Source organism: Pseudomonas sp. UF-293, from assembly GCF_058245595.1.
Genome location: NZ_JBSICA010000002.1, coordinates 17,721 through 43,278 on the forward strand (window position 1 = coordinate 17,721; position 25,558 = coordinate 43,278).

The 25,558-nt window shown below is 60.8% G+C and carries 21 protein-coding genes; 12 read left to right on the top strand and 9 right to left on the bottom strand.

The window, feature by feature from the left end:
• Nucleotides 1-111: 111 nt before the first annotated feature.
• The 7 genes from ppc (at nt 112) to AC4IHP_RS02515 (ending at nt 7,453) form a co-directional block, all read left to right on the top strand.
• The gene (ppc, locus tag AC4IHP_RS02485; protein WP_490830800.1) at nt 112-2,742 is read left to right on the top strand and encodes a phosphoenolpyruvate carboxylase; all 2,631 of its coding nucleotides are present in this window, start codon (nt 112-114) and stop codon (nt 2,740-2,742) included.
• A gap of 301 nt (nt 2,743-3,043) precedes the next feature.
• Entirely contained in the window at nt 3,044-3,694 is a 651-nt protein-coding gene (adk, locus tag AC4IHP_RS02490; RefSeq protein ID WP_217864255.1) for an adenylate kinase, read from the top strand.
• A 95-nt stretch (nt 3,695-3,789) separates the two neighbouring features.
• Nucleotides 3,790-4,464, top strand: a complete 675-nt coding sequence (gene tsaB / locus AC4IHP_RS02495) for a tRNA (adenosine(37)-N6)-threonylcarbamoyltransferase complex dimerization subunit type 1 TsaB (protein ID WP_490830801.1) — start codon at nt 3,790-3,792, stop codon at nt 4,462-4,464.
• Nucleotides 4,465-4,722: 258 nt separating this feature from the next.
• Complete coding sequence (locus tag AC4IHP_RS02500) at nt 4,723-5,031, top strand: hypothetical protein (protein ID WP_042606956.1); 309 nt, start codon at nt 4,723-4,725, stop codon at nt 5,029-5,031.
• On the top strand, nt 5,031-5,891 hold the full coding sequence (locus AC4IHP_RS02505) for a DUF72 domain-containing protein (protein WP_490830802.1): 861 nt from the start codon (nt 5,031-5,033) through the stop codon (nt 5,889-5,891). The genes AC4IHP_RS02500 and AC4IHP_RS02505 overlap by 1 nt, the downstream gene beginning before the upstream one ends.
• A 30-nt stretch (nt 5,892-5,921) precedes the next feature.
• Complete coding sequence (locus AC4IHP_RS02510) at nt 5,922-6,758, top strand: isocitrate lyase/PEP mutase family protein (RefSeq protein ID WP_490830803.1); 837 nt, start codon at nt 5,922-5,924, stop codon at nt 6,756-6,758.
• Between the two features lie 2 nt (nt 6,759-6,760).
• Nucleotides 6,761-7,453, top strand: a complete 693-nt coding sequence (locus tag AC4IHP_RS02515) for an extensin-like domain-containing protein (RefSeq protein ID WP_490830804.1) — start codon at nt 6,761-6,763, stop codon at nt 7,451-7,453.
• 3 nt (nt 7,454-7,456) lie between these two features.
• Here the strand turns inward: AC4IHP_RS02515 and AC4IHP_RS02520 are convergent, their stop codons facing one another.
• Nucleotides 7,457-8,077 carry a hypothetical protein gene (locus AC4IHP_RS02520; protein WP_016770666.1) on the bottom strand — a complete coding sequence of 207 codons (621 nt, stop codon included), beginning with the start codon at nt 8,075-8,077 and terminating at the stop codon, nt 7,457-7,459.
• Between the two features lie 92 nt (nt 8,078-8,169).
• Between AC4IHP_RS02520 and AC4IHP_RS02525 the strand changes: the two genes are divergently transcribed.
• Entirely contained in the window at nt 8,170-8,952 is a 783-nt protein-coding gene (locus AC4IHP_RS02525) for a class I SAM-dependent methyltransferase (RefSeq protein WP_490830805.1), read from the top strand.
• Nucleotides 8,953-9,059: 107 nt separating this feature from the next.
• Here the strand turns inward: AC4IHP_RS02525 and AC4IHP_RS02530 are convergent, their stop codons facing one another.
• Nucleotides 9,060-9,695, bottom strand: a complete 636-nt coding sequence (locus AC4IHP_RS02530; RefSeq protein WP_490830806.1) for a TetR/AcrR family transcriptional regulator — start codon at nt 9,693-9,695, stop codon at nt 9,060-9,062.
• A 94-nt stretch (nt 9,696-9,789) separates the two neighbouring features.
• Here AC4IHP_RS02530 and AC4IHP_RS02535 point away from each other — a divergent pair, with 94 nt between their 5' ends.
• The 3 genes from AC4IHP_RS02535 (at nt 9,790) to AC4IHP_RS02545 (ending at nt 15,922) form a co-directional block, all read left to right on the top strand.
• Nucleotides 9,790-10,890, top strand: coding sequence for an efflux RND transporter periplasmic adaptor subunit (locus tag AC4IHP_RS02535; RefSeq protein WP_490830807.1), 1,101 nt, complete (start codon nt 9,790-9,792; stop codon nt 10,888-10,890).
• A gap of 6 nt (nt 10,891-10,896) precedes the next feature.
• Nucleotides 10,897-13,965 carry an efflux RND transporter permease subunit gene (locus tag AC4IHP_RS02540; protein ID WP_460124412.1) on the top strand — a complete coding sequence of 1,023 codons (3,069 nt, stop codon included), beginning with the start codon at nt 10,897-10,899 and terminating at the stop codon, nt 13,963-13,965.
• A gap of 565 nt (nt 13,966-14,530) precedes the next feature.
• The gene (locus AC4IHP_RS02545; RefSeq protein ID WP_490830808.1) at nt 14,531-15,922 is read left to right on the top strand and encodes a Fic family protein; all 1,392 of its coding nucleotides are present in this window, start codon (nt 14,531-14,533) and stop codon (nt 15,920-15,922) included.
• Here the strand turns inward: AC4IHP_RS02545 and AC4IHP_RS02550 are convergent.
• From AC4IHP_RS02550 to plsB, 3 genes are all read right to left on the bottom strand, one after another.
• Nucleotides 15,919-16,608: a DUF4197 domain-containing protein gene (locus AC4IHP_RS02550; RefSeq protein ID WP_460124418.1), complete on the bottom strand. Its 690-nt coding sequence runs from the start codon at nt 16,606-16,608 to the stop codon at nt 15,919-15,921. The two genes, AC4IHP_RS02545 and AC4IHP_RS02550, sit on opposite strands and share 4 nt — an antisense overlap.
• 27 nt (nt 16,609-16,635) lie before the next feature.
• Complete coding sequence (locus tag AC4IHP_RS02555; RefSeq protein ID WP_490830809.1) at nt 16,636-17,034, bottom strand: YbaY family lipoprotein; 399 nt, start codon at nt 17,032-17,034, stop codon at nt 16,636-16,638.
• 120 nt (nt 17,035-17,154) lie between these two features.
• Complete coding sequence (plsB, locus tag AC4IHP_RS02560) at nt 17,155-19,656, bottom strand: glycerol-3-phosphate 1-O-acyltransferase PlsB (RefSeq protein ID WP_490830810.1); 2,502 nt, start codon at nt 19,654-19,656, stop codon at nt 17,155-17,157.
• Between the two features lie 238 nt (nt 19,657-19,894).
• Here plsB and AC4IHP_RS02565 point away from each other — a divergent pair, with 238 nt between their 5' ends.
• Nucleotides 19,895-20,104, top strand: coding sequence for a cold-shock protein (locus AC4IHP_RS02565; protein WP_007908870.1), 210 nt, complete (start codon nt 19,895-19,897; stop codon nt 20,102-20,104).
• Between the two features lie 139 nt (nt 20,105-20,243).
• Here AC4IHP_RS02565 and AC4IHP_RS02570 read toward each other — a convergent pair whose 3' ends face one another.
• From AC4IHP_RS02570 to AC4IHP_RS02585, 4 genes are all read right to left on the bottom strand, one after another.
• Complete coding sequence (locus AC4IHP_RS02570; protein ID WP_115146380.1) at nt 20,244-20,621, bottom strand: hypothetical protein; 378 nt, start codon at nt 20,619-20,621, stop codon at nt 20,244-20,246.
• Between the two features lie 75 nt (nt 20,622-20,696).
• Complete coding sequence (locus AC4IHP_RS02575; RefSeq protein ID WP_460124429.1) at nt 20,697-21,506, bottom strand: putative RNA methyltransferase; 810 nt, start codon at nt 21,504-21,506, stop codon at nt 20,697-20,699.
• Nucleotides 21,506-22,657 (bottom strand): succinyl-diaminopimelate desuccinylase, encoded by a 1,152-nt coding sequence (dapE, locus tag AC4IHP_RS02580; RefSeq protein ID WP_490830811.1) that lies wholly within the window; start codon nt 22,655-22,657, stop codon nt 21,506-21,508. The genes AC4IHP_RS02575 and dapE overlap by 1 nt, the downstream gene beginning before the upstream one ends.
• Nucleotides 22,658-22,899: 242 nt before the next feature.
• Nucleotides 22,900-25,491 carry a glycosyltransferase gene (locus AC4IHP_RS02585; RefSeq protein ID WP_110645889.1) on the bottom strand — a complete coding sequence of 864 codons (2,592 nt, stop codon included), beginning with the start codon at nt 25,489-25,491 and terminating at the stop codon, nt 22,900-22,902.
• Between the last annotated feature and the right edge of the window lie 67 nt (nt 25,492-25,558).

Sequence of the window (25,558 nt, forward strand, 5' to 3'; positions counted from 1 at the left end):
CGCAAGGTTTAAGTCGATTCGTCGCCTGCTTGTAAGAAGCGGCGCAGAGCGGCACTCTCTGGCAAAGCATTCATTTCTGCGCTGTCCCCGATTACCGCTGGAGAACTGCTGATGACCGATATTGATGCACGCTTGCGCGAAGACGTTCACCTGCTCGGAGAGCTGTTGGGCAACACCATTCGAGACCAGTACGGCGAGGCGTTCCTCGACAAGATCGAGCAGATTCGCAAGGGCGCCAAGGCCGACCGGCGTGGCTCGATGGACGCTGAACTGAGCGCCAGCCTCAATCAATTGAGCGAAGACGAATTGCTCCCGGTCGCGCGGGCCTTCAACCAGTTCCTCAATCTGGCCAACATCGCCGAGCAGTATCAATTGATTCATCGCCGCGAGGAGTCACAACCGGCGCCGTTCGAGTCGCGGGTGTTGCCGGAACTGCTCGCGCGCCTGCGCAGCGAAGGCCACAGCGCCGAGTCCCTGGCCCGGCAACTGGCGCGGCTGGAAATCGAACTGGTACTGACCGCGCACCCCACCGAAGTGGCGCGACGCACACTTATCCAGAAGTACGACGCGATCGCCGCGCAACTGGCCGCGCAGGATCATCGCGACCTGACCAGCGCCGAACGCGAGCAGATCCAGAGCAAACTGCAACGGCTGATCGCCGAAGCCTGGCACACCGAAGAAATCCGCCGAACCCGCCCGACGCCGGTCGATGAAGCCAAATGGGGCTTTGCGGTGATCGAGCATTCGTTGTGGCAGGCGATCCCCAACCATATGCGCAAGGCCGATCAGGCGCTGTTCGCCGCGACGGGCCTGCGCTTGCCGCTGGAAGCCGCGCCGATCCGCTTCGCCTCATGGATGGGCGGCGACCGTGACGGCAACCCCAATGTCACCGCCGCCGTCACTCGCGAAGTCTTGTTACTGGCGCGCTGGATGGCCGCTGATTTGTATCTGCGCGATGTCGATCATCTCGCTGCCGAACTGTCGATGCAGCAGGCCAGCGACGCGCTGAAGGCCAAGGCCGGCGACAGTGCCGAACCCTATCGCGCGGTGCTCAAACAATTGCGCGAACGTCTGCGTGCGACGCGCAATTGGGCGCACGCTGCATTGACCGCGCCGACCCCGGCTACCGCCGATGTGCTGCACGACAATCGTGATCTGCTCGAACCGTTGCAGCTGTGTTTCAACTCGCTGCACGAATGCGGCATGGGCGTCATCGCCGACGGGCCGTTGCTCGATTGCCTGCGTCGGGCGGTGACGTTCGGCCTGTTCCTGGTGCGCCTCGATGTGCGTCAGGATTCGACGCGGCACAGCTCGGCAATGACGGAAATCACCGATTACCTCGGCCTCGGCCGCTATGAGGAATGGGACGAAGAGCAGCGCATCAACTTCCTCACCGAGGAGCTGAGCAACCGTCGTCCGTTGCTGCCCGCGCATTTCAAACCATCGGCCGACACCGCCGAAGTGCTCAACACCTGCAAGGAAATCGCCGCCGCGCCCGCTGCGTCGCTGGGCTCCTACGTGATCTCCATGGCCGGCGCCGCTTCCGATGTGCTTGCTGTGCAACTGCTGCTCAAGGAATCCGGCGTACTGCGGCCGATGCGCGTGGTGCCGCTGTTCGAAACCCTCGCCGACCTCGACAACGCCGGGCCGGTGATGGAACGTCTGCTGTTGTTGCCGGGCTATCGCGCGCGCCTGCATGGCCCGCAGGAAGTGATGATCGGTTATTCCGACTCGGCCAAGGATGCCGGCACCACCGCTGCGGCGTGGGCGCAATATCGGGCGCAGGAACGACTGGTGGAAATCTGCCGCGAGCAGCAAGTCGAACTGCTGCTGTTCCACGGTCGCGGCGGCACCGTGGGCCGTGGCGGCGGTCCGGCGCACGCGGCGATTCTGTCGCAGCCGCCGGGCTCGGTGGCCGGGCGTTTCCGCACCACCGAGCAGGGCGAAATGATTCGTTTCAAATTCGGCCTGCCGGACATCGCCGAGCAAAACCTCAATCTGTATCTGGCCGCCGTGCTCGAGGCGACCTTGTTGCCACCGCCGCCGCCGACGCCTGAATGGCGCCATCTGATGGACGAATTGGCGGCGGACGGTGTCAGCGCTTACCGCCAGGTGGTGCGGGAAAATCCGCAATTCGTCGAGTATTTCCGGCAGTCGACCCCAGAGCAGGAGCTGGGACGTTTGCCGCTCGGCAGTCGCCCGGCCAAACGCCGTGCCGGCGGTATCGAAAGCCTGCGGGCGATCCCGTGGATTTTCGGCTGGACCCAGACCCGACTGATGCTTCCGGCCTGGCTGGGCTGGGAGACCGCACTGAGCAAGGCGCTCGAGCGCGGCGAGGGCGAATTGCTCGGGCAGATGCGCGAGCAGTGGCCGTTCTTCCGCACCCGTATCGATATGCTGGAAATGGTCTTGGCCAAAGCCGACGCGGATATCGCGCAGTCTTACGATGAACGTTTGGTCGAGGCTAATCTGCTGCCATTGGGCGCGCAGTTACGCGACCTATTGTCGCAGGCGTGCGCGGTGGTGCTTGGTCTGACCGGGCAGTCGCAGCTGCTGGCGCACAGCCCGGACACCCTCGAATTCATCCGCTTGCGCAACACCTACCTCGACCCGCTGCATCTATTGCAGGCGGAGTTGCTGGCGCGCTCGCGGCAGCAGGAAGTCGAGCAAGGCAGCCCGGTGGAACAGGCGCTGCTGGTGTCTGTGGCGGGAATCGCCGCCGGATTGCGCAATACCGGCTAAGGTTGCTGAGCACCTCTGGCGGCATTCGCGATGAGGGTCGGATGCCGCTTCTCCTGCCGTAGGAAAGTGCCGCCAGGCGACAGTTAATGTAGGGGTTGCGACTTGGGTTACCGCGTCGCGAGGTCACGGCGGGCGTCGGTTTCTCCGACTTTTGGCGTCTTGTGTGGGCGCAGCCTGCTGTGTATCTTGATCAGCCTTTGGCCGTTTGTGCGGCCACGACCCGTATTTTTCAGGATCCGCCGGTTACGAGCGAATCCTTTGTTTTGTAAAGCTTTTATATAAAAAATTGAGGAGCACATCGATGCGCGTCATTCTGCTGGGAGCTCCCGGGGCCGGTAAAGGTACTCAGGCAAAGTTCATCACCGAGAAATTCGGCATTCCGCAAATCTCCACCGGCGACATGCTGCGTGCTGCGGTCAAGGCTGGCACTCCACTGGGCGTGCAAGCCAAGAGCATCATGGATGCCGGCGGCCTGGTGTCGGATGACCTGATCATCGCGCTGGTCAAGGACCGCATCGCTCAACCTGATTGCGCCAACGGTTTCCTGTTCGACGGCTTCCCGCGCACCATTCCGCAGGCTGAAGCGCTGGTCACTGCCGGTGTCGAGCTGGATGCCGTGGTCGAGATCGCTGTAGAAGACGAAGAAATCGTGCAGCGTATTGCCGGTCGCCGTGTTCACGAAGCCAGCGGCCGCGTTTACCACATCGTCTACAACCCGCCGAAACTGGCTGGCAAGGACGACATCACCGGCGAAGAGCTGGTGCAGCGCAAGGATGATACCGAGGAAACCGTGCGTCATCGCCTGTCGGTCTACCATTCGCAGACCAAGCCGCTGGTGGAGTTCTACCAGAAGCTGTCGGCCGCCAATGGTGGCAAGCCGAAGTACAGCCACATTCCGGGCGTGGGTTCGGTCGATGCGATCACCGCCAAGGTGTTGGCTGCGCTGAGCTGAAAAGTCTGAACCGCAGCATCAATCCACGGCCCGCTTGCGGGCCGTAGTTGTTTATACTGACGCACTTTTTCCCCACCCCTGTTTTGGAAACATCGATGAGCACCTTGCTGGCCCTGGACACCGCGACTGAAGCTTGCTCCGTTGCCTTGCTGCATGACGGCAAGGTCACGAGCCATTACGAGGTGATCCCGCGTTTGCACGCGCAGAAGTTGCTGCCGATGATCCAGCAATTGCTCGCCGATGCGGGTACCACGCTGCAAGCGGTCGACGCGATTGCCTTCGGCCGTGGCCCGGGCGCGTTTACCGGTGTGCGTATTGCCATTGGCGTAGTGCAGGGTTTGGCGTTTGCGCTGGATCGACCAGTGTTGCCGGTGTCCAACCTTGCCGTACTGGCGCAGCGTGCCTTTCGCGAGCATGGCGTAAGCCAGGTCGCGGCCGCCATCGATGCGCGGATGGATGAAGTGTATTGGGGCTGCTACCGCGAGACGGCGGGGGAGATGCGTCTGATTGGCGCCGAAGCGGTGTTGCCGCCGGAAGTCGCGGCGCTGCCGGCCGATGCCAGCGGCAACTGGTTCGGTGCCGGTACCGGCTGGGGCTACGACGAGCGCATCGCGGTCAATCTGAGCGGCTCTGACGCCGGCATGCTGCCCCACGCCGAGGACCTGCTGACCCTGGCGCGTTTCGCCTGGGAGCGCGGCGAAGCCATCCCGGCAGATGACGCCCAGCCGGTTTACCTGCGCGATAAAGTCGCCACCCCGAAAGCCCGCTGATACGACACTTTCTCCTGTGGGAGCGAGCCTGCTCGCGAAGGCTTCTGGTCAGTCAATGCATGTGTTGAATGTGCTGGACCCTTCGCGAGCAGGCTCGCTCCCACAGGTTCGCTGGTCACATATAAATATCGCCAATCGTCAGTTTCCGACCCCTCGCTTAAAACCTTTTGCGCTTTCTGTGTTCTAGTTATCACTCGGCGGTTTGCTAAGTCGGTCAAGTGCCGCTAAATTGCCATCATTGATACCGAGCATGACATTATGCGTATAGACGGCGTTTCCACTCAGTCCTACCCCATCAAGCGCAAGCCGCGTAAAGGCAATGCGGCGCTGGATGAATCCGTCGACATCATCGACGGCGAGCTGGAATTCCCGAGCGAAGAGCAGATGGCCGCCCGTGCTGCTCAAGCCACCGCGCAACGCCTGAGCAATCTGCCTGCCCGTCAACAAGACATGATCTACCACCGCGCGATGAAGAAAAGCGTAGCCATGGCCCTGGCCAGCTACCTGAGCACCGCCGGTTTTGTCGACTGGGATGCGGACGTGCTGGGCCTCGATCTGTATATCTGATGGATTTGCCTTACTACCTCGGTTGCCCGTCCTGGAGCGAAAATGCCTGGCGCGAGTATCTGTATCCGGTAGACGCAAAAACCTCCGACTTTCTCGCTCTCTACTGCCAGGTGTTCAACGCCGTCGAAGGCAACACCACCTTCTACGCCAGCCCATCGCCAGCCACCGTGCAGCGCTGGGCCGAGATCATGCCGGCGCACTTTCGCTTCACCGCAAAATTCCCCGGCGACATCAGCCACAGCGGCGACCTGCGCGAGCAACTGACCGCTGCCCAAACGTTCCTGCAATTACTCAAGCCGTTAGGCGAACGTGTTTCGCCGCTGTGGCTGCAACTGTCGAAAAGCTTCACGCCGCAGCGTCTGCCGGAGCTCGCGGCGTTTATCGATGCACTGGATTGCCCGCTCGCGGTCGAGGTGCGCAATGAACAGTTCTTCGCCAAGGGCGAGAGTGAGCGCCTGCTCAATCGTTTGCTGCTGGATCGTGGTGTCGAGCGCATCTGTCTCGACCCGCGTGCGCTGTTCAGTTGCTTGTCGACCGAGTCCTCGGTGATCCACGCGCAGTCGAAAAAACCGCGTGTACCGACGCGTCCGGCGGCGTTCACCCAGTTTCCGCAGGTGCGCTTCATCGGCCATCCCGAGCTTGAGGCCAACGATGCGTTTCTTGTGCCGTGGGTGGCGAAAGTCGCTGAATGGATCGAAGAGGGCCGCACGCCCTACGTCTTTCTGCATACGGCCGATAACCTGTTGGCAGCGAAACTGGCGCAACGTTTTCACGCCCAGCTGATGCAACGTTTGCCTGGCTTGCCCGCGCTGCCTGAGCTATACAGAGAGCCCGCAGCCGAGCAGCTTGGCTTGCTCTGAGGCGGCATTTTTCTGCCCGGGAGCCCGTCGATGAACGTCCAAGTCAGTCAACAGCAACTCCTCAAAGCCCAAGCCTTCAAGGCCCTGCATGATCGCCAGAAAAGCTTCGTGATTCCCAATCCGTGGGATGCCGGCTCGGCGAAGATGCTCGCCAGTCTCGGCTATCAGGCCTTGGCCACCACCAGTGCAGGTTTCGCGTTTTCTCAGGGCAAGGCTGATGGCGCGCTAAGTCTCGACGAGACCCTGGCCAATGTTCGAGCGATTGTCGCGGCGACGGATCTGCCGGTGGCGGTGGATCTGGAAAACGGCTTTGCCGATGACCCGGTCGAGTCTGCGCAGAGTCTTTTGTGCGCCGCCGAAGCGGGCGCGGTGGGCGGGTCGATCGAAGATGCCACGGGCCGTCCGGACGCGCCGATCTATTGCTTCGAACACGCCGTGGCGCGCATTGAAGCCGCTGTCGCGGCGGTGCGCACGCTGCCGTTTCCCTTCATCCTCACTGCTCGCGCGGAAAATTACCTGCACGGCAACCCTGATCTCGACGACACCATTCGCCGTTTGCAGGCATTTGCCGAAGCGGGTGCCGACGTGCTCTATGCGCCGGGTTTGCGCAGCGCCGAAGAAGTGCGCGCTGTGGTGCAAGCGGTGGCGCCGAAGCCGGTCAATGCGTTGATGTCTGGCGGTTTGAAACTGACCGTGCAACAACTCGAGGAAATGGGCGTACGCCGCATCAGCACCGGCTCGGCACTGGCGCTGGCGGCGTTCGGCGAGTTCTTTCGCGCGGCTGAAGAAATCCAGCAATCCGGCACCTTTGGCTTCACGTCACAGTCGATGCCGTACGCCAAGGCCAATCAATTCTTCAAGGACTGAGCATGGGACGTTGGCTGTTCGGGGTGCTGTTGCTCGCGATGGGTGGTGCTGCGGTAAGTGTCTGGCGCGGCTGGCTGGAGGTGCCGCCGCAGTGGAACCCATGGGCGCCATTGGACATAAAAGCCGCGCCCAACTGGCTGACCGGTTACAAACTCATGCGCCTGCGCAGTGATCCTGAATTGTGCGCACAGGCATTGAGCAGCTCGGATTTGCGCTACAGCCGTCAAGCCGACAGTCCCGGGGCCAAGTGTCCGCTGATCGGCGCTCTGCGTGTGCAGGGCGGTGAAGTGGCGCTAAGCAGCAGTTTCATCGCCAGTTGCCCGCTGGCGGTGGCCTACGCAATGTTTGAACACCACACCCTGCAACCGGCCGCGCAATCGGTTTACCGCCAGAGGATCGCGCGGGTCGATCACCTTGGCAGCTTTGCCTGTCGCAATGTCTATAACCGTGAGAGCGGTGCCCTTAGCCGACATGCCAGTGCCGACGCGCTGGACATCGCCGGTTTCCGCCTGGCTGACGGACGCACGATCAGCGTGCTCAAGGATTGGCCCAAGCAAAATCAGGACGCAGAGTTTCTGCGACAGCTGCGTGACGGCGCCTGTGAGTCATTCAGTGTGGTGTTGAGTCCGGACTACAACGCCGCTCATCGCAATCACTTTCATCTCGATGTCGGGCGCTGGAGCGTGTGTCGCTGAGAATCAGGCGGCGAGGCGCAGGTTCTGCAGAACGATCGGGCGAGCCCAGCCATTATCGAAGTCCAGAGCTTTCTGTTGCTCGACGATTTCTTCCGGCGGGAACGGCGGGTAAGGCTTTTGCAGCAAGTCCAGGTCGAACTCGGCGATCGGCAGGTACAGCGGACGTTTCTGCGGAGCAGGGCCAGGCTCCGGCAGTGGCTGGCCATTGTTGATCACGATCGGGCGGACCCAGCTGCTGTCGAAATCCTGTTGCTCTTGCTGAGCCTTGAGTTCTTCTGGCGGGAACGGTGGGAACGGCTTGTCCAGCAGCTCCATTTCAAACTCGGCGATCGGCAGGAACAGCGGCTCTGGCGGGCGAACCTGGGTTTCTACCACGTCGCACTCACGCTGGCTGACGATGTGGGCGTGCAGCTCGCTGCCAACGGTTGGTTCTTCCGGGCTGTTCAGGTCAACCGGTGGAAACGTGCCACAGGCAGGCACCACTTCACTCGTCTGTTCGGCCAGGGCCTGGGCAAAGAAATCCTGCCACAGGTGACTGACGCCGCTCAGTGCTTGAGTGTTATGACGGCTGAAGTCGCCATGGGGCGAAACGTAGCCAATCGATGTGGGAAGAATGCCTGACATTTTTTTCGGTTGACGCTCAGCTCTGGCAAAATGCGCGTTGAATGGTTTATCGGCGGTTTTTGTCGATCCTTAACTTTTTTGAGCGTTTTTTCATGATCGAGTCACCCGCGGCCTGCCGCATCCATGTCCAGGCCCTCGCCCCGACGTTTCAAGCGCAAGCCGAACACTGGGCCGAACGTCTCGGCCTGCCGCTCGGCGAGGCGGACGGCGAGTTCGCCTTGCAGGTCGGCGAGCAGGGTTTGCAGTTGCAGCAGCTCGGCCCGGACGCGCCGGGACCGGTGCGGGTCGACTTCGTTGAGGGCGGTGCGGCGCATCGTCGATTGTATGGCGGCGGCAGCGGGCAGATGATCGCCAAGGCTGTCGGCATCGCCCAAGGCGTGCGCCCGCGCGTGCTCGATGCCACGGCGGGGCTAGGCAAGGATGCGTTCGTGCTGGCCAGTCTCGGTTGTGAAATGAGCCTGATCGAGCGCCAGCCGTTGATCGGCGCATTGCTTGAGGACGGCTTGGCGCGGGCGGCGGAAGATTTCGACGTGGCACCGATCGTGGCGCGGATGAAATTGCTCAGGGGCAACTCCATCGAAGTGATGCGCAGTTGGGAAGGGGAGCCGCCGCAGGTGATCTATCTCGACCCGATGTTCCCGCATCGCGAGAAAACCGCGCTGGTGAAAAAGGAAATGCGCCTGTTCCGCCCGCTGGTCGGTGATGATCCGGATGCCCCGGCCCTGCTTGAAGCCGCGCTGGCACTGGCCACCCACCGGGTGGTGGTCAAGCGTCCGCGCAAGGCACCGTGCATCGAAGGACCGAAACCGAGCCATGCGCTGGATGGCAAATCGAGCCGGTATGACATTTATCCGAAGAAAGCGCTTAAACCCTGAGACCGTGTCGCCTCATTCGCGAGCAGGCTCGCTCCCACAGTTGAAATGCATTCCAGTGTGGGAGCGAGCCTGCTCGCGAAGCGGTCTGCACAAGTACCGCAAAACTTTCAGGGTTTGTACGCCCGCATAAACAACCCCACCACCTCGCGCACATGCCGCTCCGCTGCCTCTCCAGTCGGCGGCTCGCCGCAGCCATATAACAAACGGAAATTTCCCGCTCCTTTGATCAGGCAGAAGAAGTGCTCGGCGGCGTTGCGTGGCTGGTCGATGCTCAGCGCGCCGGTCGCATGGATTTTCGCCAGCAGACCTTCCATGCCGTTGACCACGCGCTCGGGGCCGGCCTCGAAGAAGATCAGCGACAGCTTCGGGTCCTGACTGCCCAGCGCCATGATCAGACGGTGCAGGTTCACCGATTCATCGCTGTTGATCAGTTGGTGAAAGCCCCGGGCAATGTTCAGCAACACATTCTCCACCGCGATGCCGTCCGGCAATTCGAAGAACAGCGGTGGCAATTGTTCCTCGCATTTCGCGACGACGGCAGCGGAGAACAGCGTCTCCTTGTCGTTGAAATGGCTGTAGACCGTCAGCTTCGACACGCCGGCCTCGCTGGCAACCGCGTCCATGCTGGTGTTGGCGTAGCCATGACAGAGAAACAATGTTTTCGCCGCATCAAGGATCGCCTGGCGCTTGGCCAGATCCTTGGGGCGGCCCGGGCCGTTTGGAGCTGAAAGATTGTTCGACATTCTTCGCTTTTAATACTGGACTGGTGAGTTTGCTATTAATACCATACCCGCCAGTATAAATATTCCAAGCCTCATTCGCGAAAGGTCCGTCACCATGTTCCGCCATGCGTTGTCCTTTGCCGTGCCAGTCAGTCTGGCGTTCCTGTTATCGGCGTGCGGTCAGGAAGAGGTGACCAAAGTCACCGTACGCCCGGCCATGGTGGTACAGCCCGAGCCTTCGGCGCAGGCGATGGAAAGTTATCCGGGCGAGGTGCGTGCCCGCTATGAGCCTGATCTGGCGTTCCGCATCGGCGGCAAAGTCAGCCGACGACTGGTCGACGAAGGCCAGCGCGTCAAGGCCGATCAGCCACTGGCCGAACTTGATCCGCAGGATGTGCGCCTGCAACTGGAAGCCACCCGCGCGCAGGTCGCCGCCGCCGAGGCCAATCTGAATCTGGTCCGCGCCGAGCGCGATCGCTATAAAACCCTGATGGATCGGCAGATGGTCAGCCGCTCGGCCTACGACAATGCCGAAAATCTATACCGCTCCGGCGAAGCCCGCCTTAAACAAATCAAAGCCGAATTCAACGTGTCGACCAACCAGGCCAGTTACGCGGTGCTGCGTGCGCCACAGGACGGTGTGGTGGCCAAACGTTCGGTGGAAGTCGGTCAAGTGGTCGCTGCCGGGCAAACCGTGTTCACCCTTGCCACCGATGGTGAGCGCGAAGTGTTGATCAGCCTGCCGGAGCAAAGCTTCGGCCGCTTCAAGGTCGGTCAGCCGGTTACCGTGGAATTGTGGGCGCAGCAGAATCAACGTTTTGCCGGGCAGATCCGCGAGCTGTCGCCGTCCGCTGACCCGCGCTCGCGCACCTTCGCCGCGCGTATCTCGTTCACCAGCGGCAAAGTTCCGGCCGAACTGGGGCAGAGCGCCCGGGTGTTCGTGCAATCGGCTGACAGTGTCTCGCTGTCGATACCGCTTTCCGCGCTGACCGCTGAAAACGGCGCGACTTACGTCTGGGTGGTCAACGGCAACAACACGTTGAAGAAAACCCCGGTGCGGGTCGGTCCGTTCGGCGAGAAAAACGTGGCGGTGCTCGAAGGCCTGAATGCCAGCGACTGGGTGGTGGCTGCCGGCGTTCATGTGCTCCTCGACGGCCAGCAGGTGCGACCAGTGGATCGCTCCAACCGTGTGGTCAATCTGGCGAACAAGGAGTAAGCCCCGATGCGCTTCAACCTCTCCGAATGGGCGTTGCGTAATCGCCAGATCGTACTGTTCCTGATGCTTTTGCTCGCCGTTGTCGGCGCGTTGTCCTACACCAAACTCGGCCAGAGCGAAGACCCGCCGTTCACCTTCAAGGCGATGGTCATCCAGACCCGCTGGCCCGGTGCGACCGCGCAGGAGGTCTCGCGCCAGGTCACCGAACGCATCGAAAAGAAGCTGATGGAAACCGGCGAGTACGAACGCATCATGTCGTTCTCTCGCCCCGGTGAGTCCCAGGTCACCTTCATCGCCCGCGATTCGATGCACTCCAAGGACATTCCCGACCTCTGGTATCAGTTGCGCAAGAAGGTGGGTGACATCCGCCAGACCCTGCCGCCGGGAATCCAGGGGCCGTTCTTCAACGATGAGTTCGGCACCACCTTCGGCAATATCTACGCGTTGACCGGCGACGGTTTCGACTATGCCGTGCTCAAGGATTACGCCGACCGCATCCAGATCCAGCTGCAGCGGGTCAAGGACGTCGGCAAGGTCGAACTGCTCGGCCTGCAGGACGAGAAAATCTGGGTCGAGCTGTCCAACGTCAAACTCGCCACTCTCGGCTTGCCGCTGGCGGCGGTGCAGCAGGCGCTGGAAGAACAGAACGCGGTGTCCACGGCGGGGTTCTTCGAAACCGGCAGCGAGCGCTTGCAGCTACGCGTCTCGGGAAATTTTCAGACAGTCGATGAGATAAAGAACTTTCCGATCCGCGTCGCCGATCGTACGTTCCGTATCTCCGATATCGCCGATGTGCGTCGCGGTTTCAGCGACCCACCGGCGCCGCGCATGCGTTTCATGGGCGACGACGCGATCGGTCTGGCCGTGGCAATGAAGGACGGCGGCGACATTCTGGTGCTGGGCAAGGCGCTGGAAGGTGAGTTCTCGCGGATCCAGAAAAACCTTCCGGCCGGCATGCAGCTGCGTAAGGTGTCCGATCAGCCGGCAGCGGTAAAAACCGGCGTCGGTGAGTTCGTCCAGGTGTTGGTCGAGGCGTTGGCGATCGTCTTGCTGGTGAGCTTCTTCTCCCTCGGCGTGCGCACCGGCATGGTCGTCGCGCTGACCATTCCGCTGGTGCTGGCAATGACCTTCGCCTGCATGTATTACCTCGGCATCGGCCTGCACAAGATTTCCCTCGGTGCGCTGGTGCTGGCGCTGGGGCTTCTGGTGGACGACGCGATCATTGCCGTGGAAATGATGGCGATCAAAATGGAGCAGGGCTTCGACCGCATTCGCGCGGCGAGTTATGCCTGGACCAGCACTGCATTCCCAATGCTTACCGGCACGTTGATCACCGCCGCCGGCTTCCTGCCGATTGCCACTGCGCAGTCCGGCACCGGCGAATATACCCGCTCGATTTTCCAGGTGGTGACTATTGCCTTGCTCGCCTCGTGGGTGGCGGCGGTGATGTTCGTGCCGTATCTGGGGGAAAAACTCCTGCCGGATCTGGCGAAAATTCATGCGGCGAAACATGGCTCTGGCGATGGTCAGCCGGACCCGTATGCGACGCCGTTTTATCAGCGCGTCCGGCGTTTGGTGGAGTGGTGTGTGGCGCACCGAAAGACGGTAATTGTGCTCACCGTGGGCCTGTTTATCGCCTCGGTGATGCTGTTCCGCTTCGTCCCGCAGCAGTTCTTCCCGGCCTCGAATCGGCTGGAGTTGATGGTCGATCTGAAACTCGCCGAAGGTGTTTCGCTGGCCAATACCACCAGCGAAGTCAAACGCCTCGAAGCGCTGCTCAAGGAGCACGCAGGCATCGACAATTACGTGGCCTATGTCGGCACCGGTTCGCCACGCTTCTACCTGCCGCTGGATCAGCAACTGCCGGCGGCGAGTTTTGCCCAGTTTGTGGTGTTGGCAAAAACCATCGAAGAGCGTGAAGCGCTGCGCAGCTGGTTGATCGAAACTCTCAACGAACAGTTCCCGGCCCTGCGTTCGCGGGTTACTCGTCTGGAAAATGGTCCACCGGTTGGCTATCCGGTGCAATTCCGCGTTACTGGTGAACACATCGAAGAAGTCCGTGCGTTGGCGCGCAAAGTGGCGGCAAAGGTTCGCGAGAATCCGCATGTGGTCAACGTGCATCTGGACTGGGAGGAGCCAAGCAAAGTTGTCTACCTGAACATCGATCAGGATCGGGCCCGTGCGCTGGGTGTAAGTACGGCCAATCTGGCGAAATTCCTGCAGAGTTCGCTGGTCGGCTCGACGGTCAGCCAGTACCGCGAAGACAACGAATTGATCGAGATTCTGCTGCGTGGCACCGTGCATGAGCGCACTGAATTGTCGTTGTTGCCGAGTCTCGCGGTGCCGACCGATAACGGCCGCAGTGTGGCGTTGTCGCAGATTGCCACGCTGGAATATGGCTTCGAGGAAGGCATCATCTGGCACCGCAATCGGCTGCCGAACGTGACCGTGCGCGCTGACATCTATGGCAAGGAGCAACCGGCGACGCTGGTCAAACAGATCATGCCGACGCTGGACCCGATTCGCGCTGAGTTGCCCGATGGTTATCTGCTGGATGTCGGCGGCACGGTGGAAGATTCCGAGCGCGGGCAGAAGTCCGTGAATGCCGGGGTGCCGATGTTCATTGTCGTGGTGCTGACCTTGCTGATGGTGCAGTTGCGCAGTTTCTCGCGCACGGCGATGGTGTTTCTCACCGCACCGTTGGGCTTGATCGGGGTGACGCTGTTTCTGATGGTGTTCCGGCAGCCGTTCGGGTTCGTGGCGATGCTCGGGACGATCGCGTTGTCCGGGATGATCATGCGCAATTCGGTGATTCTGGTCGATCAGATCGAGCAGGATATCGCCTCGGGGCTCAGGCCCTGGCAGGCGATCATCGAGGCGACGGTGCGGCGTTTTCGGCCGATTGTGTTGACGGCGCTGGCAGCGGTGCTGGCGATGATTCCGCTGTCGCGCAGTGTGTTTTTCGGGCCGATGGCGGTGGCGATCATGGGCGGGTTGATTGTGGCTACGGCGCTGACGCTGTTGTTTTTGCCGGCGTTGTATGCGGCGTGGTTTCGGGTGCGTAAGGAGGCTTGAGTTTCTTTGTCGGGGCGGCCTTCGGGCCGACCATGACTTGGGGGTTTTGGGTGTATATCCCTTGCTGTGGGTGTTGCTGATTACGGTTCCGCCCTTACGGCGGGTCACCTTTTTCAAACGCCAAAAAGGTAACCCAAAACGCTTGCTCCTACGTTCGGCCCTCGCAGGCTCGGGTTCCTTCGCTGCGGGATCGATCCGGGCGCAGCGGCTACGGTTTGCTTCGCTGCACCTCCTTCCGCTGTGTCTGGCTGCGCCAGACGGTCGCTGCGCTCCCACGCCCGGATCAATCCCTCCACTCAGCCTTCCGACGTCGCCGGTGGATCAAGATCAAGAGCACTCGAGCTTGCGCTCATTGTTGAGTGGGGCGGCTTTGCCGCGGGCAGCTGCGCTGCTTTGCTTTTGTGGGAGCGAGCCTGCTCGCGAAGGCGGTCTGACAGCCAATTCATTTCGAATCGCCAATTCACGCTGCCTTCCTACAGCTTTTTCAGAGTCCTCCGATCTTGAGGCGCTGGCCGTCCAATGCTGTACTCCGGGTTCTGCTTTTCCGAGTCCTTGAGTCTGTCTGATGAAGAAACCACCGACATTAGCTGGCAGAACGGATCCTGTTTTCGACCTGTTGGCCCGCTCGCCCCACAAGCAACGACTTGCGGATTATCTGGCGCTGCTCAAGCCGCTCGATGATCAGGGGCGCTATCTGCCATTCGAGGCGTTGCGCTATCGCTGGGCGGCTGGGTTGGACGCGAATCTTTGTTGGGCGTTGGTGAAGAAGGCGCGGGCGGCCCAGTACATTCATTTGTTGCCGTTGGGCGAGCCGGTGCAGTGGGGCAAATACGTGCCAACGCCGTTGGCGCAGAAAACCTTGGCTGTGGTGGATCGTTACGCCAGTACGGCCGCGCTGGATTACATGACCAGTCAGATCGGCGAGCGGGCGCATTTCTCCTGTCTGCTCAATGACCTGATCGAAGACGAAGCCATCGCCAGTAGCCAGTTGGAGGGCGCGGTGACTACCACGCGCGTAGCCAAGGACATGCTCAAGCATCAGCGCCAGCCGCGGACGCCGGATGAGCGCATGGTCATGGGTAATTATCGAATGATGAATTTCGCTTGGGAAAAGCGTTATGAACCTCTGAGCATTGAGCTGATTGCAGAGATCCATCGAGTGGGTGTGGAGGGGATCGATGACGAGCAGTATTCCCCAGGATTGTTCCGGGCCAATGATGAGGTGGTTGTTCAGGATGGTTCAGGCAACACCGTGCACCGACCACCTCCTGCTGCAGGATTGGTTGCGCGGTTGGCGAGGCTGTCCGCCTGGATCAACCGGCCCGCTGCCTCGATTCTGGACAAAAATTATCTGCATCCACTGATCAAGGCCGTGACGCTGCATTTCGCCATGGGTTATGAACATCCATTTCGCGACGGTAACGGGCGGGTCGCGAGAGCCTTGTTTTACTGGTTCATGTTCAAACATGAGTTCGCGGCGTTTCGCTACATTGCGATCAGTCTGCTGCTGCGCAATGCACCGGTGAAATACGGACGCTCCTACCTGCACACCGAGGCGGATGAGCTGGATCTGACTTATTTCATCGAGTTTCAATGCGCGGTTGTTTTGCGAGCCGTGGTCGGTTTTACAACTGTGTACCGCAAGAGTCTGGCAGACACTCAGGACTTTCAGCGCTGGCTGACGAGCTCTGGCGTAATTGCTCAACTGACGGAACGGCAGCGCGCGGTGTATCAGGTGGCTAAAAGCGGGGAGGCGAAGGAGTTCACGGCGAGCAATGTCGCGGCAAATTTTTCCTGCTCGGGTAGCGAGGCGGCGTCGATTCTGGAAGGGCTGGACCAATTGCAGCTTTTTGAGAGAAGGAAGATGGGGCGGGAGTGGGTGTTTTTTTTACGTAGTTCTTTACGTGGAGGCCAGCATGGGAGCGAATTGAATCGCCCCCATGTTGTAACGACTTAAAGCGTACCAAACACTTTCTTCGCCAGACTCGTCGCCGCAGCGGCCGGGTTCTGGCGGATGGTTTCTTCCTGTTTTCCGATCATTTCGAACAAGCCATTCAGCGCTTGCTCGGTGACGTAGTTCTCGACATTGGCGCTCTTCGCGTCCACCACGCCAAACGCAGCAGCTTGACCTGCAAAGGCGTTGTACTTCTGCGCGACGCCGACCTTGTCGGTGGCTTGCTTGACGATGGGCAGGAATTTCGCGCGGATCTGTTCGCGGCTGGATTTGTTCAGGTATTGGGTTGCGGAATCGTTGCCGCCGCTGAGGATGCCTTTGGCGTCGGCGACGCTCATTTTTTTCACCGCGTCGACGAGGATGGGCTGGGCTTGGGTCACGGCGGATTCGGCGGCTTTGTTCATCGCGGTTTCCAGTTCTTCGACCTGGGCGCCCATGCCGAAGGCTTTCATCTTGCTCGCGGCTTTGCCGAGTTTGCCCGGCAGTTCGATTTTCACCTCAGGATTGTTGCTGAAGCCGCCCGGGGTGCCGAGTTGTTTCACGGCGATCTGTGCGCCTTGGGTCAGGGCGTCCTTGAGGCCGCCTGTGGCGTCTTGCTGGGACAGGTCGTTGAGCGACAGGGCCAGGGCGTTGGCGGAGATCAGCAAGCCGGCGCAGGCGGCGGCGAAGCGAAGGGTAGGGCGGCGCATGGCGGCTTCCTTGTGGCGAAAAATGGATTAACGAACGGCGTCGACGCGAATTTTCAGCGGCTGCGGGTCGTTGCCGTCGAGTTGCACAGCGTGGTTTTCGGTGGTGATGAACATCAGCTCGCCGTTGACTTCAATGCGTGCGCTGATCGAATAACGATGGCCGGGTTTGACCTGCGCCGGATCGTAGCTCAAATGGAATGGCAGCGGCACCTGGCCTTTGATCGGGCCGTTCTGTTGGTCGAGGACGACGGCCGGTGCATCGGCCAGCGACACGTCTTGCAGGCTCACGCTCAGGGTTGCGCTCGGGGGCAGGGCGATGCGTTGCAGGTAGAAGACCTCGCCGTCGAGGCTGGCCTTGCCGGCAGGGGTGGTCGATTGGCAGGCGCTGAGCAGGGTGGCGGCAGCGAAGGTCAGCAGTATTTTCATGGGTGGAGCTCCTTTCAATGTGGGAGCGAGCCTGCTCGCGAAAGCGCTGGTTCAGTCAAAATAAATGTCGACTGACACTCCGCCTTCGCGAACAGGCTCACTCCCACAGGGGGTAAGACATCAAGCCTCAGGCTGTGGCGTGACCTGATCCGCTGCATCTTCACTGCGATGCAACGCGACCTGGCGGATCGACAGGCGAATCTCCGCCGGCAACACGCGCTTGGCCGCGCCTTCGGCCAGCTCGCCAAGCAGCTCGTGGTAGCTGAGCTTGCCGGCTTCGTCGCGGCGCAGCACGTCGAGGTCGAGCAGAGTCTGGATGAAGTGGCGGAACAGGCTCTTGTCGAAGAATTCCGGCGCATTGAGGCCATGGAGGATCGACAGGCGCTGGGCCATCACTGTGCAGAGGTCTTCCAGCTCTTCGGCGCTGATGCTGTTCTGGCCGCTGTTGAGCAGCAGGGACACGGTCATGTAGAAGCGCTGCAGGGTCTGCGCGATGCTTTTCGACAGCAGCGTCAGCAGCACGAAATGCCGCGAACTCGGCGCCGGACGCAGGTACAGGTCTTTCTCGAAACGCAACAAACCCTGCTCGACGAACGCTTCCAGCCACTGGTCGATCACTGCATCAAGTTCGTCCAGGCTCCAGCGGATGAACAGCTCCGATTGCAGGTACGGATACAGCGCGCGGGTGTAGCGCAGGATCTGCTCGCGGCTCATGCGCGAGGTGCTCTGGAAGAAACTCGCCAGCAACGAGGGCAGAGCGAAAATGTGCAGGACGTTGTTGCGGTAGTAAGTCATCAGGACCGCGTTCTGCTCGTCCAGATAAAGAATCTTGCCCAGCGCATCGTTCTGCTCAGCGAGCAGATCCATGTCTTTCACATGCTCGATCAGCGCCCGGCCATCGCCTTCCGGCAAGGTTGTGTGTGGCGAATATGGGACTTTACGCAGCAATGCCAGATACAGATCCAGCACCCGCGCCATGGCTCGATCATCCAGGGCCAGACGCGTGGTCGACAGCAAGGCCAGCGCTACCAGATTGACCGGGTTGATCGCCGCCGCTTCGTTGAGGTGCCGGGCGACTTTCTCGCCGAGGCGGTTGGTGGTTTCGTTGAGCCACGCCGGTTTGAACTGCGGGCCGAGCTCCTGCCGGCGCCAGTCCGGTTGCTCGGCGTCGAGGAATTCCGCCAGTTTGATCGGCTCGCCAAAGTTCACCGCGACCTGGCCAAAGCGCTGCTTGAGGGCGCCGATCACTTTGAAAATGTCGAAGATCGATTCTTTTTTCTTGCTCGCCCCACGCAGTTCGCCGAGGTAGGTGCGGCCTTCGAGCACGCGTTCGTAACCGATGTACACCGGCACGAAGACGATCGGCATCCGCGACGAACGCAGGAAGCTGCGCAGGGTGATTGCGAGCATGCCGGTTTTCGGTTGCAGCATGCGCCCGGTGCGCGAGCGGCCGCCCTCGACGAAATACTCGACCGGGAAGCCTTTGGTGAACAGGGTGTGCAGGTATTCGTTGAACACCGAGGTGTACAGCGGATTGCCCTTGAAGGTGCGGCGCATGAAGAACGCACCGCCGCGACGCAGCAGGCTGCCGATCACCGGCATGTTGAGGTTGATCCCGGCGGCGATGTGCGGTGGGGTCAGGCCGTTGCGGAACAGCAAATAGGAAAGCAGCAGGTAGTCGATATGGCTGCGGTGGCACGGCACGTAGATCACTTCGTGACCTTGCGCGACGTTCTGCACGCCCTCGATGTGGTTGACCTTGATGCCGTCGTAGATCTTGTTCCAGAACCAGCTCAGCACCACTTCGAGAAAACGGATCGCGGTGTAGGTGTAGTCCGAAGCGATCTCGTTGCCATAGCGCAGGGCCTGGGCCTTGGCTTTTTCCGGTGAGATTTTTTCGCGCTCGGCTTCGTCGAGGATCGCCTGTTTGACCAGCGGCTGGTTGAGCAGGCCTTTGACCAGATTGCGCCGGTGAGAAATGTCCGGGCCGATCACCGCAGCTTTCAGGTTGCGGAAGTGCACGCGCAGGACGCGCTGGGCCATGCGCACGGTGCGCTCGTGGCCCTTGTTGTGATCGATCAGTTCGCGCAGGTGGATCGGCGCGGAAAATTGCACGCGGGTTTTACGCCCGAGGACGATGATGCTCAGTAGCCGGCGCAGGCGTCCGGTAACCGCCCAGCTGTCGGCGAACAACAGTTTCCACGGACTGTTTTCGCTGTCCGGCGACTGGCCCCAGAACACACTGACCGGAATGATCTGCGCGTCTTCGGCAGCGTTCTGCGTCAGTGCGCTGACCAGACGGGTGAGGGTCGGCGGCGCACCACGTTTGTCCTGGCGGCCGAGCCAGTCCGGGTCCGGCGTCAGGTAGAAAAACGCCGCTGGTTCGATGAGTGAACCCACCGATACCGCCAGCACCGGGCGTGGCAGACCGGCCTTGGTGCACTCGGTGTCAACCACCGCCAGATCGGTCAGCGAAGGGTTTTGCAGGACGTAGAACACCGGACGACTGCGGTCGAGGTTAAGAGTGAACGACGACTGATTGATGGTCTCGGAGCGAACCCAGAGATACAACAGGCGGCGCAGGGTGCCAAACACAAGACGGCGGAACGGGGAACGGGTCATACGGCTTCTGCGTGAGTGAATAAAACCGAGCAGGCGCTCGGGCGGTCGATAGTGTGACGGATTCGCTGAAAATCGGCAAAAAAGCGCCGAAGTAATCTCCTGTTGAGAGTTTCTTCACCTGTCATATACTCGGCGGTCTGTTGCCGGTGCCCTGTCATGGACGTCGGACGCAGGCTGACGTTCCTCAAAGGCTTTCCTGCGAAAAGCCTGTTCAATAATAAAAAAGGAGTATGAACAGATGGCAACACGCGAAACCGGCAACGTGAAGTGGTTCAACGACGCCAAAGGCTACGGCTTTATCCAGCGCGAAGACGGGGTGGACGTGTTCGTGCACTACCGCGCGATTCGCGGCGAAGGGCACCGCTCGCTGACTGAAGGTCAACAGGTCGAGTACGCGGTGATCACCGGCGAGAAGGGGTTGCAGGCGGAAGACGTTGTAGGCCTGTAACACAAACCTCCAGAACGCTAAAAACCACTGTGGGAGCGAGCCTGCTCGCGAATGCGGTGTATCAGTCACCATTCATATCGGCTGACACTGCGCATTCGCGAGCAGGCTCGCTCCCACATGGGCCCTACGTTGCCCGTGGTTAGGCGGTCTTCCAGGTGATCTCTTCTTCTCCGTCTTCGCTGATGCGAATCCAGCGATCGGCGGTTTCTTCACCTTCTTCTTCGACCCAAGTCCCCGGTGCACAGCGCACTTCGACGTTCAGTGCGGCAAAGGCTGCGCGGGCGCAGGCAATGTCGTCGTCCCAGGGAGTCTGGTCGCTTTCCAGGTACAGGCTGTTCCACTTGCCCACGGCTTTCGGCAGCCAGGTCACCGGCACATTGCCGGCCTTGCACTTGTACGTCTGGCCTTTCTGCACCCAGTCGCTGCACGGGCCCAGCGCTGCGCCGAGCCAGGCGGAAATGGCCTTGTGGTCGACGTCGGCGTCTTTCAGGTAAATCTCGATGTCCGGTTGGCGCATGGATGTCCTCGCTGCGGGTCTGAAAAATCCATTCGCGGATTTAGCCGGCCCCGGGCCTGTGCCCGAGACCCAAAGTTATTGAAGAACGAAATAATCGTAGCGCATCGACACGGTGGTCTCGAACGGCTCGGCCTGTTCGATCACCGTCGCACGACGCTCGGCACTGGCACGCCAGCCGTGGGGCGTCATCGCCAACAGGTTGGCGCGGTCCTCGGGCTTGTCCAGGGTCAGTTTGAATTCCAGCGTTTCGCTGTGTGCCAGCGCCATGCCTGCCGGCACCAGCGCCAGATGCTTGTCGTCGGTGTACTCGCGCACTTCGTCGTACAGGCGTTCGCGCAATTCCATCAGATGGCCGCGAGTCGGGCCGACCTTCATCAGGCCGCCGCCGACGCTGAGCAGACGCTTGGCTTCCTCCCAATCCAACGGACTGAAGACGCTGGCGAGAAACTGGCAACTGCCTGACGCCAATGGCACGCGGGCCATGCTCGCGATCAACCAGGTAATCGCCGGGTTGCGCTTGCAGGCGCGTTTGACGGCTTCGCGGGAAATGTCCAGCGCGTAGCCGTCAGCATTGGGCAAAGCCTCGGCGATTTGCGCGGTGTAGTAACCCTCGCCACAACCGATGTCGACCCAGCGCTCCGGCGCAAAACTGGCCGCCAATTCCGCCAGACGTTTGGCCACTGGCGCGTAATGTCCGGCGTTCAAGAAATCGCGACGCGCCTCGACCATGGCCTGATTGTCGCCCGGGTCGCGGCTGTTCTTGTGCTGCACTGGCAGCAGGTTCAGGTAACCCTGACGCGCACGGTCGAACCGATGCCCGGCGGGGCAGACCACGCCGTTGTCCACCGCATTGAGCGGTTCACTGCAGATCGGGCATGCGAGCATCAGGCGAGCAACTTGATCAGGGTCTGGTAATAGATTTCGGTCAGCACATCGAGATCGGCTGCCAGCACCCGTTCGTTGACCTGGTGGATGGTCGCGTTGACCGGGCCCAGTTCAACCACTTGCGTGCCCATGGTCGCGATGAAGCGGCCATCGGAGGTGCCGCCGCTGGTCGACGCCTTGGTTTCGCGACCGGTGATGTCCTTGATGCTCGACGACACCGCATCGAGCAGCGCGCCCGGTTCGGTGAGGAATGGCAGGCCGGACAGCGCCCAGTCGATGTGCCAGTCCAGACCATGCTTGTCGAGGATATCGGCAACGCGTTTCTGCAGGCCTTCGACGGTCGATTCGGTGGAGAAGCGGAAGTTGAACACCGCCACCAGATCACCGGGAATCACGTTGGTCGCGCCGGTGCCGGAGTTGAGGTTGGAAATCTGGAAACTGGTCGGCGGGAAGAAATCGTTGCCGTGGTCCCAGTGCTCGGCGGCAAGTTCGGCCAGCGCCGGAGCGGCGAGGTGGATCGGGTTCTTCGCCAGATGCGGGTAGGCCACGTGACCTTGCACGCCATTGACCGTGAGCTTGGCGCCGAGGGAGCCGCGACGGCCGTTTTTCACCACATCGCCGACCAGCGTGGTGCTCGATGGCTCGCCAACGATGCACCAGTCCAGACGCTCTTTGCGCGCGACCAGACGTTCGACCACAGCCTTGGTGCCGTGATGCGCCGGGCCTTCTTCATCGCTGGTGATCAGGAAAGCGACCTTGCCCTTGTGATTCGGATAGTCGGCGACGAAGCGTTCAGCGGCGACTGTCATCGATGCCAGGCTGCCTTTCATGTCTGCCGCGCCACGGCCGCAGAGCATGCCGTGTTCGTCGATCACGGCATTGAACGGATCAATCTGCCATGCGGTAACCGGACCGGTCGGCACTACGTCGGTGTGGCCGGCGAAGCACAGCACCGGGCCGTCATTGTTGCCGTGAGTGGCCCAGAAGTTATCCACATCTTCGATGCGCATCGGCTCCAGAGTGAAACCGGCATCGCCCAGGCGCTGCATCATCTGCTTCTGGCAGTCGGCATCGACCGGGGTCACGGAAGGACGGCGGATCAGGTCGATGGCCAGTTGAAGGGTCGGCGATAGGTCGGCGTGGGCCGTCATGGAAAACTCCGGGATCATGGGGTATGAGCTTGGGCTTCTAATGTGGGAGCGAGCCTGCTCGCGAAAGCGGTCTACCAGGCACCTTAAAGGTTGAATGTTACAACGCCTTCGCGAGCAGGCTCGCTCCCACAAGGGACAGGGGTGGTCAATCAGACCGGTTATCACGCCAAGCCCCGCAAAATGGCGGTTATCTTAAAGCAAAACGGCGACCATTGGCCGCCGTTTAGTGCTGCGTTGCGGATTTAGACGACCGGTGCCGGCTCAGCCTTGGCCGCCGGTTTGGGCAGCGACGACAGGAACGCCATGATCAGCGCCGCCAGATACGGCAGCGACTGCACCAGCAGCATGGTTACCCAGAAGCGCATGTCATTGCTCGGAATGCCCTGCACGAGGAAGATCCCCAGCGCCGCGCCCCACAGCAACAGCATGATGAACAGCTCCTCGCGAGCCTCGCTGATCGCCACCCAGAAACCGTGGTTGTCGGCGTTTTTCGGTGTGCGGAAGAACGGAATGCTGCTGGTGAAGAAACCGTACAGCACCGCTTTGGCGATGGTGTGCGACAACGCCAGCCCGGCCAGTGCCGCGCAGAACGCATCCTTCAGATTCACACCGACGGCGCGGCGATAAAGGAAGATGATCTTGCCGACCTTGAACACGAACAGCGCCAGTGGCGGGATCGCGAAAATCAGCAACGGCGGATCGACCCGTTGCGGCACGATGATCATCGCCGCCGACCACAGCAACGCGCCGACGGTGAAGAAGATGTTCATGCCATCGGCGACCCACGGCAGCCAGCCAGCGAGGAAGTGATAACGCTGACCACGAGTCAGTTCGGTGTCCTTGCCGCGCAGCAGGCTGCGGGTGTGGCGCTTGATGATCTGAATTGCGCCGTAGGCCCAACGGAAACGCTGCTTCTTGAAGTCGATGAAGGTATCCGGCATCAGACCCTTGCCGTAGCTGTCGTGGTAATACGCCGCCGACAGGCCTTTCTCGAACACGCGCAAACCGAGTTCGGCGTCTTCACAGATGCACCAGTCAGCCCAGCCCAATTCTTCCAGCACGGAACGGCGGGTCATGGTCATGGTGCCGTGCTGAATGATCGCGTCACGGTCGTTGCGGGTGACCATGCCGATATGGAAGAAGCCTTTGTATTCGGCGTAGCAGAGCTTCTTGAAGGTGCTTTCGTTCTGGTCGCGATAATCCTGCGGCGACTGCACCACGGCGATTTTCGGGTCGGCGAAGTGCGGCACCATGTGCTTGAGCCAGTTCGGGTGCACGCAGTAATCCGAATCGATCACCGCGATCACTTCGGCATCCTTGGCGGTGTGCGGAATCAGGTAATTCAGCGCGCCGCCCTTGAAACCGGCCAGCGGCGAAACGTGGAAGAACTTGAAGCGCGGGCCGAGGGTTGCGCAGTAATCGCGCACCGGTTCCCACACCGCCGGGTCCTTGGTGTTGTTGTCGATGATCAGGACTTCGAAGTCCGGATAATCCAGGGCGGCGAGGGCGTCGAGGGTCTGTTTGACCATCTCCGGCGGCTCGTTATAGCAGGGCACATGGATCGACACTTTCGGCCGGTAATCGGAATCGCCCAGCACTGGCAGGAATTCCCGGCGGCGCTTGTGAATCCACACCGCTTCAGCCAGTTCATGGGCCTCGGTGAGCAGGACGATGAATACCCCAAGTGCACCGAGCGCGAGCAGGAATCCGACCGTGAGGCTGAACCACGTGCTGTATTGCTGGCTGTAGTCGTACCCGATGTACACCAGCACCGAACCGCAGAGGAACGCGATAAACGTCAGGAACGTGCGACCGCGCTGGCGCAGGGCTGAGCCGTCGATCATCAGCAGGGTCAGCGAGAGCAGCGCCAGTACCACCGAGCCGATGGCCAGCACGCGCCATTGCGGAATCGCCACCACCGGGCCTTCGAAATTGAATTTCTGCTGACGCGCGGCGTTGAACACGCCCCAGTAGGCGCCGACCGAACCTTCATCGCTGGCCTTCCACGGCTGATCGAACGCTTCGATCACGAAGTAGTTGAAGCCTTGGCGATTGAGCTTGTTGACCAGCGTGCGCAGGTAAATTGCCTGATCTGCCGGCGATGCATCGGCGCCACCGCGCATGCGACCGTTGCTCGGCCAGCCGACCTCGGACAGCAGCAGCGGTTTTTTCGGAAAGAGTTTTTTCAGATCGCGGGCGCGGTCGAAGACGAACTGGCCGGCCTTGTCCACCGGAATGAATTCCCAGTAGGGCAAGACGTGGGCGGCGATCAAATCGACATGTTTGGCCAGTTGCGGGTATTTCTCCCAGATGTGCCATTGCTCGGAAGTGGTCACCGGTACTTTGACCGCAGCGCGCACCCGATCCAGCAGAACGATCAAGGCCTCAGGAGTGATTTCTTCACGAAACAGCGCCTCGTTGCCGACTACCACTCGTACGACGCTGCGCGAGGTGTTGGCCAGTTCGATGGCTTTGGTGATTTCCCGCTCGTTGCGTTCCTGGTCCGGGCTGATCCAGATGCCGAGGGTGACCCGAAGGCCGAATTCTTCAGCCAGTTTCGGGATGTCTCCCAGCGAACCGTCGACCGAATAGATCCGGATGTTGTCGGTCAGCTTGCTCATGATTTCCAGATCACGGCGCATTTCATCGTCAGACGGATACTGATCCTTCTGTGGGAATTGGCCTTGCTGGAATGGCGAATACGAGAAGCCGGAGATTTGCTGCGGCCAGTTCGGCGCCGTGACCGGGCGATTGACCAGCGCCCAGAAACCGGTGAACAAGGCAGCGATGGCCAGCACCACCACCAGGTTGAGTCCAAATTTACGCGATGACATAGCTGTTTCGGGTTCCAAAGGCTGTGGAACGAAGGATCGGTCGGATAGACGCCCGAGGGGCGCGCAT